We start from the raw sequence: 19,914 nt of genomic DNA, 5'->3' as shown, positions 1-19,914 counted from the left end.
TTTTTTAATAGCTGGCATAAATTTTTACTTGACTTTTATTAAAAAATTGACTATAATATATATATGAACAAATATTTTAGGGAGTATCATTATGATTACTAAAAAACAAATATTATGCTTAATAGCGCTCGCTATCATGACGGTTATTATTTCAGCGGCTTGTAAGAAAAAACCTACCGATACGGGAAATTACATGTCCGTGACGGAAGCGGGAGAAACACCTGCGCCCGAATTTCCTTCCGACAGTCCAAACGGCAAATTAACTATCAATACAAATCAAGGTTTAATTCAGTTCAAAGATTTGTCTTTCAAATCTGGAGCATATTATCTTCTCGGCGAATATACGAGAAAAATTTATTATTATGCCGATGTAAAAGTCGATGAAAATTCAAAGCCTTATATAAGCGTTATAACGAAAAGCGAGGACGGAGAGATTACAGAAGCAGAAGGCAAATTTTATGAAGTATCGAACGAAGATGGAACGATTTATAATTTGGAAGGCGTGAGAAATAAAAGCAATAACGGAATTACAGCAGTTGCAGTTTTTATTGAAGACGGTCATTTGAGAATAAAATTTAGCAATTATAGTTTGGAAATTACTTATTCATTGATAAACGAAAAAGCTACCGAAGAAATATTAGACGATACTAGTAAATAGTTTTGAAATTTCAATATAAAAAAGGCATCGTATTTAATTGCGATGCTTTTTATTTTGACAAATAAAATTATTCAATTATAATTTATCCATGCATATAATATCTGGCTATAAAAAAAATAAAAAAATAATCGCTCCGAAAAGAGATTTCAGACCCACTCAAAGCAAAGTGCGAGAGGCTTTATTTAATATAATAGAAGTTAAAGATAAAATATTTTTAGATTTATGTTCTGGAAGCGGAGCAATTGGTTTCGAAGCTTTAAGCAGAGAAGCAAAATACTGTGTCTTTGTGGAAATCGACAGAGATGCAGTTCAAAATATATTTATTAATGCAAAAAATATATTTGAAAACGAAAGCGAAAAATATAAAATAAAAAGAATCGCCGCCGAAGATTATGCGAAAAGAACAAATGAAAAATTCGATATAATTTATTTCGACCCGCCTTATAATTCAAAAATTTACGAAACGGTAATATCGTTAATAATTGAAAGAAATTTATTAAACGAAAACGGATATTTGATTGTGGAATTGAGCTATAAATATTATAAAAAATTTTTGGAAAATTATAAATATAATCTGAAATATGAGATAAAAATTTACGGGGAAAATGTTTTAATAATATTTAAAAATTAATTGATATTATATTAAAATAATGATATACTAAAATTATGAAAGAAAAAATAATTTGTTTATCATTTATTTTATTCGTATTTTTATTTGGAATTGCAATTAAGCTTTTTCGGATTAATTCAAACTCCGAAGAAAAATATATTAATATCACCGTAAAAGGAGCGGTTGTAAGCGGCGGAACTTATCTTTGCAAATACGGAACTTCCGTTGCCGAAGTTTTGGAAATCGCGGGCGGAATGAGAGAGAGCGGATATTTGCCCGAAGGTTTTGATTATAATTCGCCGATAACGGAAGATATTATAATCAATATACCGAATAGATATTCAATTTTAAGAAAAAATTTTGAAGAGAATTAATTATGAAAAAAGATTTTGTAAGCGTTTTTAATAAAGATATTGCAATAGACGAATACGAACTCGACAATTTGCTCGATAAAAATATTGAAGTTAAAGAAAATGAATTTCCAACGATTTTAATTGACAGAGAAGACGATACGAATAAATATATAAATATAAATAATAATTCTAATTTTAATTCAAATTTAAATCAAAATATTATTACGGAAAATAATTCCATTAATACTATCGAAAATAACGAAACCGAAAATATAATAACAGAAAATTCAATAAACGAAAACGATTTGAGCGAAGCATATACTGAAGAAGAAAATAATTTATATAATGAGGCTAAAAATAATATAAGTTTAACCGAAGACGATTTAACCGATATTGAAAATGTAGAGGAATTTAATCTGGAAGACGCCGTTTTTGGAAGTAAAGACAATGATATTTATAAAAATAATTCCGAAAAATCTAATATGCAAGAAATAGATTTAATGGAAGAGGATAATTTAAAGAAAGAGGATGAAATTGCAGAATACGAAGATAAAGAAGTTATTGTGCCTTCCGTTGATAATGTGGATTATATAGACGAAAGCGATTATATTAAAAGTATTAATTCCAATAATGAAGTAATGGAACTTTCGGGCAACGAATTGGATTTGATAACTAAAGATAAAGATATAAACGAGGATAAAGAAAATATTATAGTATCGGATGATAATATGAGAAAAGATAATTTTGTATTAGAAGAACAAACTATAGAAAACGAAACCGCGCATATTGACGATATAGAAAATAATAAAGAAAAAGAAGAAGAGGAAAAAACGAATTATTATATAAATAAATTCAAGAAGATGCATGAGGAATATGTAAAGTCTATTGAAGAAAATAAAGAAATTGAAAATAATAAATCAAATAATGAAACTGAAATAAAAGAAGAAATTACGGCAAATAAAAATATAGAAAATACTGAAGAAGAAAAATTAGAAAATATCGAAGAAGTAAATAAAATTGAAAGTCCTACAATCGAAGAGCCAGAAGAGATTAAAGAAGAATTAGAAACGAATGAAACGGAAACGATTGAAAATAAATCCGAAGAAATAAAAAAAGAAGACGATTTGGAAACAACGGATAAATTAATCGAGGAAGAAGACAAAACTAATTATTATATAAATAAATTCAAGAAGATGCATGAGGAATATGTAAAGTCTATTGAAGAAAATAAAGAAAATGAAAATAATAAATCAAATAATGAAACTGAAATAAAAGAGGAAATCACGGAAAATAAAAATATAGAAAATGTAGAAAGTGAAAAATTAGAAAATATCGAAGAAGTAAATAAAATTGAAAGCCCTATAATTGAAGAACCTGAAGAGATTAAAGAAGAATTAGAAACGACCGAAACAGAAACGACTGAAAATACAACCGAAGATAATAATAATAATGAAGAAGATAAAACCAATTTTTATATAAACAAATTTAAGAAGTTGCATGAAGATTATATAAAATCCATTGAAGAAAATAAGGAAAATAAAGAAATTGAAAATAATAAATCAAATAATGAAACGGAAGCAATTGAAAACATAACCGAAGATATAAAATCTTTAGACAATTCTGAAATAACTGATAAATTGAGCGTAGAAGAAGAGGAAATGTATAAAGCATATTTAGGAGACGATGCCAATTTAATTGAAGAAGTCGAAGATATAATTCCCGAAGAAATTGAAGAAAAAGAGGAAGAAGCGCCTTTAATAAATACTTTGGAGATAACCGACATATTAAGCGCGGAAGAAGAGGAAATGTATAAAGCGTATTTGGGAAACGATTCTAATTCAATCGAAGAAATCGAGGATTTAATTCCAAAAGAAAACGAAGAAATTAATATGGAGTTGGAAATCGCTAAAAACGAGTTAAAAAAAAAAGAAGAAACCTTAAGCAAACTTGAAATTATCGGAGAGTTAAGCGCCGAAGAAGAAAGCATTTTTGACGACATACTTCAGCAAAATAAAAACAGATATTACGAAGACGATATAAACAACGCCGATATAATATTAAAAGATTTAAATTTAGACGAAATCGAAGAGATTAACGAAAACGATTTTAATATATTGGAAAATTTTATTTTAGGAAAAGAACCCGAAGAAGGAATCGAGCTTATTTCTATAAATAATGAAAACGATTCTAATAAAAATGACGATAATCAAATAAAATCTATAGAGGATTTCGATTCTATAGATTCGGAAGAACTTTTAAATGCAAAGGAGACGAAAATGCCCGAAGAAAAAGAATTAAAAATTGAAGAACAAAATATAGATTTAAACGCTAAAGTCGATGAAGAATTTAGTTTGAATAAGGACGATTCGATTTTGACAAACGAAAAAATTAATCAAAGAGAAAACGGAAAAGAAGATTTTGACGGCGAGATAACTCAAATGGATTTGGACCTTGCGGAAAAACTATTTGAAACGGGAGACCAAAAAAATAACGAAGATTACGGACCAAAACATGATTTGCTTTTGTCGGAAAACGATATTGTTAAATTCAGAAAATTATTTTCGTATTTTAAAATCATTGTCGATAAACTTCCGAAAGAATCATTAAACGATTTTTCTAAAACGGAATTTTACGACACTTATTCTTCACTTTTTAGAAAATTTGGAGAATAAATAATTAACTTCTATCCTTTAATAGAATTACATCTTCGCCTTCAAGTTCCTTTATTCTAACGGATACATACTGCTCTTTTGGAACATTCAAAGCAAGTCCGATATAATTTGCAGAAATTGGAAGCTCTCTTCCGAATCTGTCCATCAAAACGAGTAAAGAAACTCTCTGCGGGCGTCCGTATTCGAATAAAGCGTTCAAAGCCGCTCTTATCGTTCTTCCCGTATAAAGAACATCGTCAACCAACAATACGCTTTTTCCCGTTATGTCGAATGGAATATCGGTTTCTTTTATTTCTGGAAATTCCGAAAGCGAGGATAAATCGTCTCTATATAAATTAATGTCTATAGCTCCGATTGGCAAATTTACATTAACTTTTTCTTCTATAAGTTTTTTTAATCTTATGCCCAAATAATCTCCTCTTCGCCTGATTCCCACAATCGCTAACTTGTCGATATTTTCTTTTTCTATTACTTCTGCGGCAAGTCTTGGAAGGACTTTTTCGTATTCTTCCGATTTTAATAAAACTCTCATTAAATATCTCTCCTTAAAAATTTATTTATTTTAGATTATAATATTAATTGTAAAAAATCAATATTATAAATATTATTAATTAACGATTAAAAATTAACAATTAATATTCCGAAAATATAACTAATATTTATAATAGATTGTTTAGGAAAATGGATATAATAGAATTTAAAATACCGACTAAAATAATATTTGGAGCAAACTCGCTCGACTCTTTAACCGATGTGATAAAAAAATACGGCGGAAGGGCAATAATAGTGACAGACGGAAGTTCTTTCAATCAAATAGGATTGATAGACAGAATAGTCGGAAAATTAAACGAAAATTTTATTAATACGATGGTTTACTCGGAAGTAACTTCAAATAATACGAGCGACGCGGCGGATATAATCGCAAATTTGGTTCGATATAGCAAAGCGGATTGCATAGTCGCCGTTGGAGGTTTTAAAGTTCAAAATGCGGCTAAAGGAGCTTCGGTAGTCGTTACAAATAGCGGAGAATCTTCAGATTATATAAATGGGCAGCCCGTATATCATAAACCTTTGCCCGTAATATCCGTTCCAACAATATTGGGTTCATTGTCGGAAATGACTTTTGGAATGTATCTATACGATAAATATGACGAAGTTTATAAAGAATGCGCCGATTCAAATATATATGTTAAAGACTGCATTATCGACCCGACTCTTTATGAAACCGTTCCCGTAAAATATTCGATAAGCAGCGCTCTTTCGGTTTTTGCTTTATCTTTCGATATATATATGAGCGGCACTTTAAATGTGATAAACGAGCCTTTGATAAGATACTCTATGCAAACGAGTATAAGCGGAATAAATAAAATGATAATAGACGCTTCGAATATTGATAATATAAGTTCTATGTCTATAGCAAATATGTTATGCGCGCTTTCCGCTTGCAACGCAAATTTTGGAGCAATTAGGGCTTTATCAATCGCTCTTAATAGCGTTTGTTCGGTAAATAAATCAATCGTATGTTCGATAATGCTTCCTTATGTTATGGAATATTATATAGCTTCCGCTCCGAATAAATATAACGCGCTTGCGGATTTTATAGAAGGAATCGATAAAGAAATGACTCCAATAGAAATAGGCGCTCAAGCGGGACAGTATATAAAGAAAATACAACAAAATATAAATTTGCCTATGCGATTAAACGAAATCAATATTGACAGAAATAAATTTGGAAAAGTTGCGGAACTCGCTTTAAGCTATAGCGGAATGGATAAACTTCCAAGGGCAATGAATAAAGATTCTATAATAAATATATTGGAACAGGCTTATTAATCAGCTTTCGCTTTTCGGCGCGTATTTGTATGGATTTTTATGCAAATAATCGATAAGTTTTTTATTTGGTTTATAATTTTCTATAACGGGCAGTTTTCTATATTCCAAAAGTTTAGTTTTATACATATCGGCGTATTTATTGTAGGCAAAACATAAAAGATGTTCCAAATTAATCGTATCGAGCAGATTATAATGAATCAGAGAATCTATGGCAGTTTTATCTTTAGTTTCTTTATAATAATTCCAAAGCAAAACCGCGGTGTAGCCGTTTACTCCTTCCATATCGTTTCCTCTATTTAATCCTACTTCATGCTCGATTTTTTTTAGTCCCCCGCTAAACCCCAAATCTTTAAGTAAAAATCGCAAATCAATCTGTGCGCATTTTATTTTAGTTTCAAAATAATTTTCCAAAAAAGGAATATCGAAACAAGAACCGTTGAAAGTTACGATTATCGAATAGTTTTTTATATAATCTAAAAATTCTTTTTCGTTTATTCCGTTCACAAAAATTTTCATTTCTTTTCCGTCATAACATCCTATAACTGTAATATCGGCGGCGGAAGGTTTTAATCCCGTAGTTTCTATATCCAAAAATACCGTTCTGTCGGAAAGTAAAGGATATAATCTATAAATTATTTTCGGCGGAAATTTTTTTATAAAATAATCGTAATTTTTAGAATTAAAATTATAAATAGATTTTGGAAGTTCTTTTTTCAAAACTTCTTTTATAGTTTTCGGCATCGCGTAATAATCTATATTGTCGATAGCGTCTTGCCAGTCGATAACGCCCTCTTCCCATAATAATTTTTCTTTTTTGGAGTTTATTCCTTCTATATGCTGAAAACTTTTTTTTACCAAATCCATTACTTTTATTTTATTTCCTTTTCCATTTTACGCCTTGAGGAGTGTCCATTATTTCTATTCCCATAGACAAAAGCTGATTTCTTATTTCATCCGCTTTGGAATAATTTTTTTCTTTTTTTGCAGCGCTTCTTTCTTCTATAAGTTTATTAATAGTTTCTTCATCCGCATCCGAATTTTTATTTTCGCCCGACATATTAAAACAGTTTATTATATTATTCACTCTCTCTATAAATTTAAGCATTCTGTCTTTTGTTTCAATATTTATAGAATTAAAAGAAACATTTATATTTTTGATTAAAGTAAATAATATTCCAAGAGCTTCCGAAACATTTAAATCGTTATAAATAGACTCGGAAAATTTTTCATCCGCTTCTTCGATTTCTTTAAATATTTTTTTATTTTCTTCGTTATCATTTGTATTGTCAATATCTTTCAATCTAAAAATCAAATCATTAACTCTGTCGATTGCGCTTTGAGATTGATTTATTCCTTCGATTGTAAAGTTTAATTGTTTTCTATAATGCGCGCTCATAAGTGAATATCTTATAGCTTCGGGAGACAAACCTTTATCAAGCAAATCTCTTAAAGTATAGAAATTTCCTTTCGATTTTGACATCTTCTCTCCATCTACTATCAAATGCTCGCAATGAAGCCAGTAATTAACGAATTTTTCTTTGAAAGCCGCTTCGTTTTGAGCAATCTCATTTTCATGATGAGGAAATTTATTGTCGACTCCTCCTGTGTGAATGTCGAAATGTTTTCCCAAATATTTACTGCTCATAGCCGAACATTCTATATGCCATCCAGGTCTTCCCTTTCCAAAAGGAGAATCCCAATAAACATCGCCGTCTTCTTCCGTATATGCTTTCCACAAAACAAAATCGCTCGCGTTTTCTTTATCGTATTCATCGCTTGAAACTCTTCCAGATGCTCCTTCAAGTAATTCCTGCTTATCCAAATTGGCAAGCTCTCCGTATTTCTTAAATGTGCTAATCTTAAAATAAGTCGAACCGTCAGCCTCGTAAGTATGTCCGTTTTTTTTCAATAATTCTATAATTTCTATCATTTCTTTTATATGTTCCGTTGCCGAAGGATAAATATCGGCGGGTTTTATTTTCAAAGTTTTTATATCTTCAAAAAAAGCGTCTTTATATTTTTTCGTATATTCGTTTAACGAAATATTATTTTCTTTAGAGTTTTTAATCGTTTTATCGTCAACATCCGTTAGATTCATAGCCAATTTTACTTCATAGCCGAAATCTTCCAATATTCTTCTAACCAAATCGCTAAAAATATAAGCTCTAAAATTTCCTATATGCGCGTAATTATAAACCGTTGGACCGCAGGAATACATAGCGACTTTTTTATCGTTTATCGGCTTAAATATTTCTTTTTTTCTCGTAAGCGAATTATAAAATGTTATATCTGTCATATAAATTATTCCGTTTAAAATTATGATTATTTATTTTACTTAAAAGGTTTTATTTGTCAATATAGAACTATGTAATTTAATTAAGTTTTACTATATATAAAATTATAATTTCCATATCTTGATTTTATCTTTAATTCATTGTATTATATTACAAAATAAAAAACATGAAAAAAGATTAAGGGAATATATTTTGGAAGATATAATAGATATAATTAATAAATCGCAGTTAAAATCTATGGATAAAGAAATGTTTTTATCCGTAAGTTCGACTTGTTCTTTTATACCGAAAAATATTACCGAAAATCCTAAATGGAAAGAATTACAAGCATCCGCAAAAGAAATTTATAGGGCTTTGGTTTCAAATTACGATTACGAATTGGGAATAGCGAGAATAACTCATTCGCAAATATTAAACGAAGCGGGAATTGGAGGAAATGCCACGATAGTTAAATCGCTCGATAGTTTGGAGGAAAACGGATTTATAATTAGAGTGGAATCGAAAACTAAAAGCCATAATTATTTGATGCCTTACCAAGAAAAGTTTTTTGCCGAAATATGCGCTTTCGAGGTTAGAGATTTATCCGTTCTCTATACGATAAAAAATAAAAAAGAGCATAAACAGAAACAATCGGTTAATCCTTTATTTTGGACGGTTTGTAAAAAGCTGAGTTGTTTGGGAATAGACACTCCGCATAAACTTATAGATAAATATTCTTCGGAAGGAAATCAATTAAGAGTTATATTGTCGATGTCGGATGCCGTTTATATAGCGAAAAAATATAACTTAAAAAAAAATATGGATTTAAATAAATATCTTATAGATTTATTGAAAAAAGGAAATTTAAGAGATAATATATTCGATAGCGAGACAATGAATACTATAAGAAATATAATTATAAAAATAAAACAAAATATTACAGAGTAAAATTATGGCTACAAAAAAAACAAATAACAAAAAAGAAGAAACACCTAAAAAGACATCCGCACCGAAAAAATCTGCGGAAAAAGAAAAGACTGCTAAAAAACAAGCGGCTACTTCAAAGAAGAAAACAGTCTCTCCCGTTAAAAAAATCGATAGAAAATCCTCGGTTAAAAAAACTGCGGTTAATTCTTTAAATAAAAATTCTTTAAGTAAAAAAACTTATAGAGCGAATACGATAAGAAAAATTGAACCGATAAAAACCGAAGATATTGATAAAAAACCAGAAAGAGAATCGATTAAATTATTGAGAGAGGCTATAAAAGCGAAATCCAAAACCGTTTCAAAACCTGTAGCGGTAAAAAAACATTTGATAGTAAAAGAAGACGAAGATGTAGACGATACAAAAGAAAATAATGAAAGTAATATAGAAGAAAATGAAATCGTTTCAAGTCAATTGGAAAGTTCGGTTATAAAAAGCGGAACGGACGATTTAAATAAAGTCGATTTTAGCGCTAATAGATTTGAGAAAAAAGAAGAAATTGGAGAAAATAATTCAAATAAAGAAACTATCGAAGAAACGACTAAAGAGGAAAAACTGGAAGAAAAAAAATCCGAAGTCAAAACTTTTACAAAAAATACTTATAGCAAAAGCGATATATTCAAAAGAGCGGTTTCTATAAAAAGTCCAATCGAAGCCGAAGAATTGAGAAAAAATATAGAGCAGTCGAAATTCAATCAAAGCGAAATTGACGAAGCTATAGAAAACGCGGCTATGATAGAAGAAGATACGCCGATTGAAGATTATAGCATATATTCGAGTAAAAAGTTGGAAGAATTGAAAAGAAAAGATATAAAAATAATAGAAACCGAAGACGAAATGAAATCGGGCGGAATTCCAGAAATTGAAAGAAAGCCCGCAGAACCTTATGTGGCGCCTCCTCATTCCACGATTAAAAAAGAAAAAAAATCAAATAAAACTGTTGCCATTATAGGAATCATAATAATAATTTTGGGATTGGCATATTTGGGATTTCAATTTTTAGGAAATAAAAACGATGGCACGGAAGACGGTTTTTATGATAATAATATAGCGGCGACTAATGAAAATGAAACTGAAACGGATAATATAATATCTCCTATTACCAACGACACTAATAGCATTGAAATTGGTAATATTGAAAATACAAATGAAATTTCCACAAATCCAACTAACGATATTAACGCGGTGATAACGGAAGAAACTAATAATAACGAAAATATCGCAAATACGAATGCGCAAACGAATAACTCAACTGTCGCTACGAATAATGTTACAAATACAATATCGCGGGCAAACACTAATATTACTACTCCTCAACCTAATTTGCCGAATCCTCCAGTTATTCCTAATCCGCCGCCAAATCCTCAATCTCAAACTTCAAATCAAAATCGAACTTCGTATTTAAGCGGAAACACATATAGAACAAAATGGACGGATACACTAACTTCGATAGCTTCTAGCGAATTGGGAGATGCAAGAAGATGGCCTTCGATTTATGTTATGAACGAAAATATTTTTAAGGACCCAGATTCTTTGGTATTCAATAAAGATATAAAAATTCCCGAAAATAAAAAAAAAATTGACGATATGACGGCGGAAGAAAAAAGAGCCTTATATGACGATTATATGAGAGTTGTTCAAGTATATTTAAGTATTGGAAAAACTAACTCGGCAAACACATTAAGAAGCAGAGCGAGATTAATCGTTCGATAATTTCTATAAATCGGTAAATGAAAAATACAAAGGCAAAAAAGAAAAATCTTATATTGGAATTCTCCTGTAAAGGCTGCGGAACTTGTTGCAAAGAAAAAGGATATATATTTTTTAATAAAAGCGATATAGTCAAAGCCGCAAAATATCTCGATTTAAATCCGCTCGTATTCATAAATAAATATTTGGATTATGACGATTCTTTGGGCTACCATATTAAAGTAGACGAGGAAAATCGCTGCCATTTTTTAGACGAAAAAGATAAATGCGTTATACATGAAGCGAAACCGACTCAATGCAAAACTTTTCCATATTGGAAAGAATATACCGACAAAAACGGAAATTTAATTTCTGGAAAATTTAATCGTCCTTGCAAGGGAGTAAAAATAAAAAAATAACGGACGAAGTTTTTACATCCCCCGTTTGAATAGTTGAATTAAAATTATAATATTAACTACATTAAATATCTGGAGGAAAGTATAAAACAGTCGTATAAGCGGCTAGAATACTCATGCCGTTCGTTGTCATTGCAACTATATATTCTACGGTTATAGGAGTGGGATAGCCATTCATATTAAGTTTTATATAAGATTTTACATTTCCATTATCAATTCTTGCATTATAATAATTGCCAGATTTATAACATTGAGCGTTTTTTATTGTTGAATTAGGCGCTTTTACCGAAATCTTACCATTCGCTATATATAAGTTGGCTCCGTCATCGTCCGAATATATTGCGGGGAAAATTACTTCCGCCTCCGCTATATTTTTTGCGGTTTCGGGGCTAACTTCTAACTTTGCGCGTTTAAAATCGAAGTAGTAAAAATATAAACTTCTTGAATTATCAACAAGGTCGCCTGAAGTAGTCGGAATAACATCATCGAATGGCTTGTAGGAATTGTTGCAGCTTATAGAAAATACCGATATAAATGATAATAAAGCGATTAAAAATAGTTTTAGAAAATATTGTTTAAAGTATATAATTCCCGATTTGATTTGATTTGATTTGATTTGATTTGATAATGTTTATACAGTATCTCATTTTAACTCCTCCTAAAATTAATTTATCCGTTTATATTATATTAAATTTTTTAGCGTTTGTCAAGCGTTTAATTCGGAAATGACGGAGTGAAAATAATTGTCATTATGATGGCAAACCCCATGACAAAGGCGGCGCTAAAGCGGACAGCGTCCAGACGCCGAAGACGAGAAAACGGGCGCCGAAGTGGAGGTTTATATAGACACTCCGCGCCGATTGAAAACGATTTATGAAACCAACTTAAGAAGCGCCTACATGAAAGGCAGATTTGACAGAGCTTACGAATCCGACACTCACCCGTATTTGATGTATAGAGTGGGACCCTCAAAAGTCCATCGTCCCGAACATCTCGCATGGGACGGCTTGATTTTAGATAAAAACGACCCGTTCTGGCTTTCCCATAATCCGCCGAACGGATGGGGTTGCAAATGCTATACCGTTGCCGTCTCAAAAAAACGAAAAGAAAGATACGAAAAAGAAGGAATACCGACTCCAGTTGGAGATAACCAAGTCGTTAAAATTAGAGTTAAAACGAAAGCTCCAAAGACAGTTTATAAAACATATGTCAATAAACGAAACGGGACAATATCCAAAGTTCCCGCTGGAGTAGACCCCGCATTTAATTTTAATCAGGCGAATTATAGCAGAGATTTAGTCCTATTTGACGACTTCATGAAAAAGGCGAAAAAAGATTTCCCGAGCCGATTTGAAAATATCGCCGAGACTATCTTACGAAACGAAATCAAAAAAGAACAGTTTGAAAGTTTTATTGAAAGGGCATTTGCCGAGCCTAAAGTAAAAGAGGACGGCACTATCGAAAAAAAAGATACGGGAAGGAATATCACGGCTATAGGATTTATCGACACTTTAGTTAAAAATAAATTAATGCAAATAGCTGGAATCGATATTGGAGAAAGCGTAACTATAGGTTTAAGAGCGGGATTGCTAAACGGTATCAAAGCAAAAAGACATGCATCGAAAGGAGAAGCACTGGAAAAATCGGACGCCGATAATATTTTGAAATGTTTGCTTTATGGAGATGTTTATTTTCAAAAGAATAATAAAAATCTTTTATATTTATATCAAGTTGAAAAAGATAAATATTTGCAAATCGTCATAAGACCAAGTTTTATTCATTCTAAACAAAGAGCATCTATACAAATGCCGTCTGTAAGAAATATACAGTTTATGAATGAAAAGCAAAAGATTAGCAAATATAAATCAAGTAATTTGGAGAGGATAAAATAAAGGTTGGACATTGTATGACCTGCATGTTTCAATTACTCAAAACACAGTTAAAGCTCCATACATATCCAACCTGCATTTAGTATAATAAATTATTTGACAAAAGTCAAGGGGGAAAAATGAGTTACGGTTACGATGGAAATTATAACAGCATAAAGAGAGGAAACGGTTATCATAGCTTTCAAGGAGAATTAATAAAAGCTATAAAAAAAGAGGATAGCGCAACCTTCGGAATGCGTTTACAAAATAGCTCAAAATATCGAAGCTATAAAATTAAGGCAAAAAGGAGAGCGAAGAGGAAATGACGAATCCTAAAGGCTTAAAATGTTTCGTCTGTGATATGGAAACCGCAATTAAGATATTTAATTATAAAGGTTATATTGAATATTTCAGGAAGAGGGAAAAAATGAAAAAAATTGGCATGGTAAAAACTGGAGTAAAAAGACAATGAAATATATTATATCTATTATATTGACCGTATTGATAATTTATTTATTCCAAACTACGATTAATAACGAAAACAGAATAATCAAACTGGAACAAAAAATAACCGAATTGCAATATAGAATAAACGATATTAAGATTAGAGAATACAAAAATTATTTTTGGGATAATAAATTAAAATAACGCCAGAGAATAGAGCTGGATTTATAGGATTTGACGGCTAATTTTTTATGCATTTTGGCGACTGGACGCTGTCCGCTTCACTCTGTGGGCTTTAGCCTAGCGCCGCTGGAAGCGTGGGATTTTTGGCGATTATATATGCGATTTTCGGAGATTTTTTAAATTATTGATTTTAAAAATAACGGCGAATAGATTTTTGGCAATTTTTTTCCGCTATTTTCCTATATTTTCCGCCTATTCGCTGCTAATAACAAATGCGCAACTGCCAAATTGTTATTATAATATTTAATGAAAAAAGAACGGAACTTTTGTTTTGAAAGTATAAATTAAAAAAGAGTAAGTTCGCCTTCTTTACCTCCATCGGAATCGTCAAATCCTAAATCTTTTGCTTCGGAAGGAGTTCCTTTAAGAGCGTCTTCGAATATAGGAGAGCTAATCAATCTGTTATATCCTTGATTTTGCGCTTGGTCGAAAGTCACTTCTGGATTAATTTTCAAAGCATGCGCTATCATTAATTTTCCAAATCCGCTTCTTCTGTAAGGAAAACTTATATAAATATATTTTAGCATTCCTTCTTTATTTATATAATAATATCCTTCGATTCTTCCGTCTATAGTAAGAAGTCCGACATTTTTATTATTCGTTTGTATAATCTTAAAAAAGTAAGGTTCGGTATAAACTTCTTCTTTATTGTCTTTTATTTTTATATTATGAATAAAATTTATAAGTTCGTTTTTGTATAAACTATTATATTCTATAACTATAACTGAAGGATATTCTTCATGTTCTATCGTTACAACGGGCATGGTTTCTCCTAAATTATAAACTATTAATAATATCGGTAATATTTTCAAAATTTATACGATTTATAATCAATAATCTCTTCTGCCTTTCTTTATATTTCCTTCAAAATCAACCGTAATATTCGTTCGATTTTTAAATTTTATTTTGTATGCGTTTTTTTGTTTTTTTACATAAATAACTTTTTCGTTTGCATATTCTTTTTTTATAGAATCGATAACTTCTTTCTCCAAATATTCTATATTTATTTCGTCTCCGCCTCCGCTTATAGTAGTCCATTCGCCTTTCGAGTTTACATGTATTTTAAGTCCGCCTTTGAATATTAGAGTATATGAGCCAGAATTTTCAACCGCTCTGTATAAATAATAATCTGTGAAATACGCGTCCGCGAAATTAATCGCGCTTTTAGGAACTTCGCTTAATGCAACCGAAGATGCAAATAAATTGAAAGCCAAAAAATTAAAAGCGATAATAAAAAGAATGATTATTTTTTTCATTGGTTTATTTTCTCCTTAAATTAAATTTTTATTTTTTATTCTTTATTTTTATCTTAACAATTTTTTATAATTTAACATGTCCCGCAATATAATATCGTCCATCCGTAGAACCTTGAAAACCTATTGCAAATTCAGCCGGTCCCGCCATAAATTTTCCAAATATTGTATATTCCAAATAAGCTTTCGCGTTTTTATCGACTATATGAACCATCTCTCTTAAAGCGATATTGAGCATATACCATTCGAAGCCCTGTTCCAAACGAATATAATGAGCGTCATTTTCTCGCCAAGTATATTCCGCTATAGCGTTTAGCCAAATAGTTTCATTTAAAAACGGGAATCTTAAAGTCGCCGAAGCCTGAACCAAAGACTCGAATAAAGTTATATGATAATCTTGAGGCGCTTTTCTGTTTTCATGTTCGTATAAAAATCTAAACTCCAAATTAGGAATATTGAATCTGAATAAAAACGCTTTCGGAATGCTGTGCCTAAAATCTCCCTGCGAATAAGCTATTTCGTAATGATTACCGATAAATCCGACTCTTATTCCCGCTCCATTTAATACTTGAGGAATATAATAATTAGGAGTGTCTATATTCGCGGGATTCAAAGTCGTATCGTAATAATGAGGCATCAGCATAAATGTGGTAGTATTAATATCGAAAGTCGCTCTTCCTCTTGCAGAAACTAAAATTCTATCGACAAAAATAGCCTGAACTCCTCCGTCATAAAGTCCCGCGTTTCCTTTTATATAAGAATAATCATTTGTAGGTTCATGCGTATCGAAATATCCGAACGCCGTTATAAATCCCGTGAATGCTATATAATCGTTATGAAAAGTCTGCCCAAGCGAAACGAAAGTGTCTCGCATATTAAAAGTATTCGTATGCGCCGCGTAAGAAAAAGTGGAAGTCAAATGAAATTCTATAGGATACTTTTGAAAGAAAGATAAATTTGTATTTTGTAAATCGGGCAATTTTCTTTTATAATCGTCTCTTATCAAATCGTTTTTTATATATTGAGGCAATTTATTATTCCCTTCTCGTCCTATAAACATATCGAACGCGCTTGGTAATTTCGGCATTATCGCGTTTGAATAATTTTCTTGAGCGTTTAATAAAATATTCGACGCGATTAATAAAATTGATAATATAAAAATAAATTTCTTCATTAATTTTGCCTTTTTATTTAAAATAAAATTTTTTAATTGATAATGATTAATAATAATATAAAGCGATTAAAAAGTAAAGCAATTTTTTATTATACTTAAATAGCGTCAAAAAGGAATCGGGTAAAAATTCTTAAAATTCTTAATATAATTTCTTAAATAATTCAAATTAAATTCTCCCGTTCTTTTCAAAGTTTCCGTTTCGATTTTTATCATTCGTTTAATGTCTTTTTTTCTTCCTAATTTTTTATACAATCTTTTTAAAGTCATAACGACAGACAAATCGCTATAATATGGCAAAATTTGATTAAATAAAGATAACGCTTTTTGCAAATCGAATCCTTCAAAATTGTTAAGCGCAAAATAAGAATATAATAAAGCTATATGGCTATGAGAAAATTTTCCTCTCTCTTCCGCCGTTTTTTTCACTATACTTAAAGCCATAGGTTGATTTTTTTCGACTCCTATTCCGTTATAATAACAATGAGCCAAAGCGGCTTTAGCGCAGGAACATTTTGAATTATTTATTTTGGCGATTTCGTTTGCCTTATAATATATTTCAAAAGCTTTATTCGGATTTTTTTCTATTCCTCTTCCGAGTTCGTAGCCTCTTCCCATTATTATATAAGAACATTCCAAATTTCCGTTAAGCTCGATTGAAGTATTAGCCAAACCAATTGCGAGTTCTGGACATGGCGCTACGATATTTCCGTAAAATAATTCTTTAGCGTATAAATAATAAGACGCCGCGTCTTTTAATTTCATTGATAATTGCAAGAATTCCATTCCTTTCAAATAATAATTGACGCTCATATTGTAAATCATTATTTTTGCAATGCTTCGATATATTAAAGCCTTATCCAAAGTTTCATCGTTAAGACATAATTTATAGTTTTCAATTATTAAATCATAATCATGAGAGTTAGTCATTTGCAAAGAATAAGCGTAAATAAATCTTATATAATAAATATTTTTTTCTTCGTTAATATTTTTATTATTCGAAAAATTATTTAAAAATTCTTCGCATATTTTAACTATCTCTTTATAATTTTTTAATTCGTAATTTGCAAATATCGATAAATTATAAACCGCATTTTTTTTATCTTTTATTTTTTCCAAATAATTTAAAGATTTTTTATAATCTTCTTTACTTTTAGCATGATTATAATAAAATTCAGCGATTCTGTAATAAAGCGGTTCTACAATATTTTTTTCTTCGGCAATTTTTTCAAATTCTTCTTTCGCTTTGTCAATTTCGCCTTTATAAGAAAATAAATTCCCTTTATAATATTTATATTGAACGATTCTTTTATCGTTTCCTAAAATTTCAATAACTTTATCTATCAAATTAAAAGCTTCAGTTAAATTTTTATTTTGTTCTTCGCTTCCAGTATATTCTTCGCCTTCGACTATCATATCATGAAATGTTTGAGTTTTTGAAAGTAAAGCGGCTAAATTATATTTATTTTCGCTTTCAAGAAGTTTATCGTAAATCTCTATAGCTTTTTTATAATTTCCTTTTTCAAAATGCCATTCCGCCGTTTCGTATAAAGCGTTGTAATTTTTATTATTTAATTCAATCGCTCTATTTAAAAAGAATATCGCGTCTTCAAAAAATTCCGATTCTATTCCGAGTTTGGATAATGCAATTCCTTTCAAAAAATACGCGTCGTCATACATTGGAAAATCTTCAATTAATTTATTCGCTTCCGCATCCGCTTTATTTAGAATATTCAAATTATAATAACAGAGTCCTCTTTCAAATCGCGCCATTCTGCCGTCTTCAATATCGACTCTTTTAATAAAATCATCGTAAAAACCAAGCGCCTGATGAAAGTCCGATTCATTTTTTCCGTTGTTTAAATAACTGCTCGCCAGCATAAGCAAAGCGTCCGTTGAAATCTCATTTGAAAATTCTTTAGATTTTTCCAAAAGAATTTGCGCGAATTCTCTTTCTCTATCGACATTTTTCAAAACTCTATTTAAATACATCAAACCTCGATAAGCGTCTATTATATTCGGGTCTATTTCAATCGATTTATTTAAATCGTTTTCTATAGCGGAATATATAAAATTAGTTTCCAAATTGTTATCGTATTTTTCATTTTGCAATTCTATAAATGCCGACTTGCCTCGCATATAAAAAGCTTTCGCGTTATTCGGTTCATGCTCTATTATTATATTGAGTTCTTTTATGGCTTTTTGAAAATCGCCTTCGCTCATATATTCCATTATTTTATCTAACGATTCCATAACAAACTCGCAAAAATTATCTAATAAATCTTAATACAAATAAATATATAAAATATATTATTCTTGGAAGAACCATATTGATTATTATAAGAAAAACCAAAGGAGACAAATCAATCATTCCGACTATAAATTTATTTCTAAAATCTCCAAATATTCTGTCGATTATTCCGTCCGTTATATTATAAAAAAATCGCACGATAGGATTATAATAATCCAAATGAATCGCTCCGAACGCGGTTAGCCAGCTTATGATAATCCATATAAACCATATAAAAGAATAAAGCCTTAAACCCTGAATTATCAAAACATATATAAAATCAATAACTTCTTTAATCATATAATATCCGATTATTTTTATCTTTATTTTTATTTAATTTTTTACTTAATATTTTTTAACGCGTCTTCCGCGCTGCCTGCCGTATGAACTATATTCAAAAATTTCATCGCTTCAAATAAATTTTTTAATCTGCTCGTCAAAGAACAAAAATAAACGACTCCTCCGTTTTCCGATGCTATTCTTAAAGTGGAGGCGATTAATCCCAAAGCCGAAGAACAAATAAATTCCGTTTTATGAAAGTCGAAAATAAAATTAAAAACTCCCAGACTTTTTATATAAGACAGTTTATTTTCAAGTATGTCGACATTTTCGTATATAATATTTTTTTCAATATGTATGATAGCCGTTTTATCTTCAATTATAGTTCTAACCAATCGAATCCTCCTTAATTTAAAAAACTTTAATAAATCGTAATTAGAATATATATAATAAAAATAAAAAACAAAAAAATCAAGCGTTATTATTTTTGAAATTCGATTAAAATCGGACAATGGTCGCTTCCCATAACTTCGCTTAATATATCCGCTCTTTTAATATTTTTCGCCATTTCGTTATTTACAAAAAAATAATCTATTCTCCAGCCCACATTTCTCGCTCTCGCTCCCGTCTTAAAATCCCACCAGCTGTAATATCCGCCTTCTTGCACAAACATTCTAAAAGTGTCGGTAAATCCGCTATTTAAAAATTTTGTAATAAGCGCTCGCTCTTCGGGCAGGAAACCTATATTTTTTTCGTTTTCTTTAGGACGAGCCAAATCGATTTCCGTATGAGCTATATTCATGTCTCCGCATAATATTACATTGTTTTTATTTTTTAATTTTTTCAAATGTTTAATAATTTCTTTGTAAAAATTTAA

22 protein-coding genes are annotated in these 19,914 nt (G+C 30.3%); 12 read left to right on the top strand and 10 right to left on the bottom strand.

All coding sequences use genetic code 11. From position 1 onward, the window contains the following. Positions 1–91 precede the first annotated feature (91 nt). The 4 genes from ACR0QS_RS03060 (at position 92) to ACR0QS_RS03045 (ending at position 4,293) form a co-directional block, all read left to right on the top strand. Positions 92–658 carry a hypothetical protein gene (locus ACR0QS_RS03060; RefSeq protein ID WP_432631982.1) on the top strand — a complete coding sequence of 189 codons (567 nt, stop codon included), beginning with the start codon at positions 92–94 and terminating at the stop codon, positions 656–658. Positions 659–746: 88 nt separating this feature from the next. After that, entirely contained in the window at positions 747–1,289 is a 543-nt protein-coding gene (gene rsmD, locus ACR0QS_RS03055; RefSeq protein ID WP_432631981.1) for a 16S rRNA (guanine(966)-N(2))-methyltransferase RsmD, read from the top strand. 35 nt (positions 1,290–1,324) lie between these two features. After that, on the top strand, positions 1,325–1,642 hold the full coding sequence (locus ACR0QS_RS03050; RefSeq protein ID WP_432631980.1) for a hypothetical protein: 318 nt from the start codon (positions 1,325–1,327) through the stop codon (positions 1,640–1,642). A 2-nt stretch (positions 1,643–1,644) separates the two neighbouring features. Continuing rightward, entirely contained in the window at positions 1,645–4,293 is a 2,649-nt protein-coding gene (locus ACR0QS_RS03045) for a hypothetical protein (RefSeq protein ID WP_432631979.1), read from the top strand. Between the two features lie 4 nt (positions 4,294–4,297). Here the strand turns inward: ACR0QS_RS03045 and pyrR are convergent, their stop codons facing one another. Continuing rightward, entirely contained in the window at positions 4,298–4,825 is a 528-nt protein-coding gene (gene pyrR, locus ACR0QS_RS03040; protein ID WP_432631978.1) for a bifunctional pyr operon transcriptional regulator/uracil phosphoribosyltransferase PyrR, read from the bottom strand. Positions 4,826–4,974: 149 nt separating this feature from the next. On the opposite strand from pyrR, the gene ACR0QS_RS03035 reads away from it, so the two are divergent. Then, positions 4,975–6,126, top strand: a complete 1,152-nt coding sequence (locus ACR0QS_RS03035) for an iron-containing alcohol dehydrogenase (protein ID WP_432631977.1) — start codon at positions 4,975–4,977, stop codon at positions 6,124–6,126. Here ACR0QS_RS03035 and ACR0QS_RS03030 read toward each other — a convergent pair whose 3' ends face one another. Continuing rightward, complete coding sequence (locus ACR0QS_RS03030) at positions 6,127–6,990, bottom strand: ribonuclease H-like domain-containing protein (RefSeq protein WP_432631976.1); 864 nt, start codon at positions 6,988–6,990, stop codon at positions 6,127–6,129. Positions 6,991–7,000: 10 nt separating this feature from the next. Then, positions 7,001–8,422 (bottom strand): cysteine--tRNA ligase, encoded by a 1,422-nt coding sequence (gene cysS / locus ACR0QS_RS03025; protein WP_432631975.1) that lies wholly within the window; start codon positions 8,420–8,422, stop codon positions 7,001–7,003. A gap of 190 nt (positions 8,423–8,612) precedes the next feature. On the opposite strand from cysS, the gene ACR0QS_RS03020 reads away from it, so the two are divergent. The 7 genes from ACR0QS_RS03020 (at position 8,613) to ACR0QS_RS02990 (ending at position 14,005) form a co-directional block, all read left to right on the top strand. Next, positions 8,613–9,347, top strand: a complete 735-nt coding sequence (locus ACR0QS_RS03020) for a hypothetical protein (RefSeq protein WP_432631974.1) — start codon at positions 8,613–8,615, stop codon at positions 9,345–9,347. A 4-nt stretch (positions 9,348–9,351) separates the two neighbouring features. After that, a complete protein-coding gene (locus tag ACR0QS_RS03015) occupies positions 9,352–11,097 on the top strand; it encodes a hypothetical protein (RefSeq protein WP_432631973.1) in 1,746 nt (581 codons plus the stop codon). A gap of 17 nt (positions 11,098–11,114) precedes the next feature. Next, positions 11,115–11,492: a YkgJ family cysteine cluster protein gene (locus ACR0QS_RS03010; RefSeq protein WP_432631972.1), complete on the top strand. Its 378-nt coding sequence runs from the start codon at positions 11,115–11,117 to the stop codon at positions 11,490–11,492. An 827-nt stretch (positions 11,493–12,319) separates the two neighbouring features. After that, positions 12,320–13,381, top strand: coding sequence for a phage head morphogenesis protein (locus tag ACR0QS_RS03005; protein WP_432631971.1), 1,062 nt, complete (start codon positions 12,320–12,322; stop codon positions 13,379–13,381). Positions 13,382–13,497: 116 nt separating this feature from the next. Then, on the top strand, positions 13,498–13,683 hold the full coding sequence (locus ACR0QS_RS03000) for a hypothetical protein (protein ID WP_432631970.1): 186 nt from the start codon (positions 13,498–13,500) through the stop codon (positions 13,681–13,683). Next, positions 13,680–13,829 (top strand): hypothetical protein, encoded by a 150-nt coding sequence (locus tag ACR0QS_RS02995; protein ID WP_432631969.1) that lies wholly within the window; start codon positions 13,680–13,682, stop codon positions 13,827–13,829. The genes ACR0QS_RS03000 and ACR0QS_RS02995 overlap by 4 nt, the downstream gene beginning before the upstream one ends. Next, the gene (locus ACR0QS_RS02990; protein WP_432631968.1) at positions 13,826–14,005 is read left to right on the top strand and encodes a hypothetical protein; all 180 of its coding nucleotides are present in this window, start codon (positions 13,826–13,828) and stop codon (positions 14,003–14,005) included. Before ACR0QS_RS02995 ends, ACR0QS_RS02990 begins: the two co-directional genes overlap by 4 nt. Before the next feature lie 323 nt (positions 14,006–14,328). On the opposite strand, the gene ACR0QS_RS02985 is transcribed toward ACR0QS_RS02990, so the two are convergent. The 7 genes from ACR0QS_RS02985 to ACR0QS_RS02955 all read right to left on the bottom strand — a co-directional run. Further along, positions 14,329–14,856: a hypothetical protein gene (locus ACR0QS_RS02985; RefSeq protein WP_432631967.1), complete on the bottom strand. Its 528-nt coding sequence runs from the start codon at positions 14,854–14,856 to the stop codon at positions 14,329–14,331. 18 nt (positions 14,857–14,874) lie between these two features. Beyond that, positions 14,875–15,300, bottom strand: coding sequence for a PepSY-like domain-containing protein (locus ACR0QS_RS02980; RefSeq protein WP_432631966.1), 426 nt, complete (start codon positions 15,298–15,300; stop codon positions 14,875–14,877). A gap of 64 nt (positions 15,301–15,364) precedes the next feature. After that, entirely contained in the window at positions 15,365–16,471 is a 1,107-nt protein-coding gene (locus ACR0QS_RS02975) for a hypothetical protein (RefSeq protein WP_432631965.1), read from the bottom strand. 105 nt (positions 16,472–16,576) lie between these two features. Then, on the bottom strand, positions 16,577–18,721 hold the full coding sequence (locus tag ACR0QS_RS02970) for a tetratricopeptide repeat protein (RefSeq protein ID WP_432631964.1): 2,145 nt from the start codon (positions 18,719–18,721) through the stop codon (positions 16,577–16,579). Positions 18,722–18,737: 16 nt separating this feature from the next. Next, complete coding sequence (locus ACR0QS_RS02965) at positions 18,738–19,058, bottom strand: YggT family protein (protein ID WP_432631963.1); 321 nt, start codon at positions 19,056–19,058, stop codon at positions 18,738–18,740. 41 nt (positions 19,059–19,099) lie between these two features. Further along, positions 19,100–19,432, bottom strand: a complete 333-nt coding sequence (locus tag ACR0QS_RS02960) for an STAS domain-containing protein (protein WP_432631962.1) — start codon at positions 19,430–19,432, stop codon at positions 19,100–19,102. An 86-nt stretch (positions 19,433–19,518) separates the two neighbouring features. Beyond that, on the bottom strand, positions 19,519–19,914 hold a 396-nt coding region (locus ACR0QS_RS02955), incomplete at its 5' end, for an exodeoxyribonuclease III (protein ID WP_432631961.1).

It is taken from the genome of Brachyspira sp. (assembly GCF_050873525.1).
Taxonomy (GTDB): Bacteria; Spirochaetota; Brachyspiria; order Brachyspirales; family Brachyspiraceae; genus Brachyspira.
Note: the sequence above shows the minus strand (reverse complement) of the source record. Positions and strands in the feature narration are given on the sequence as shown.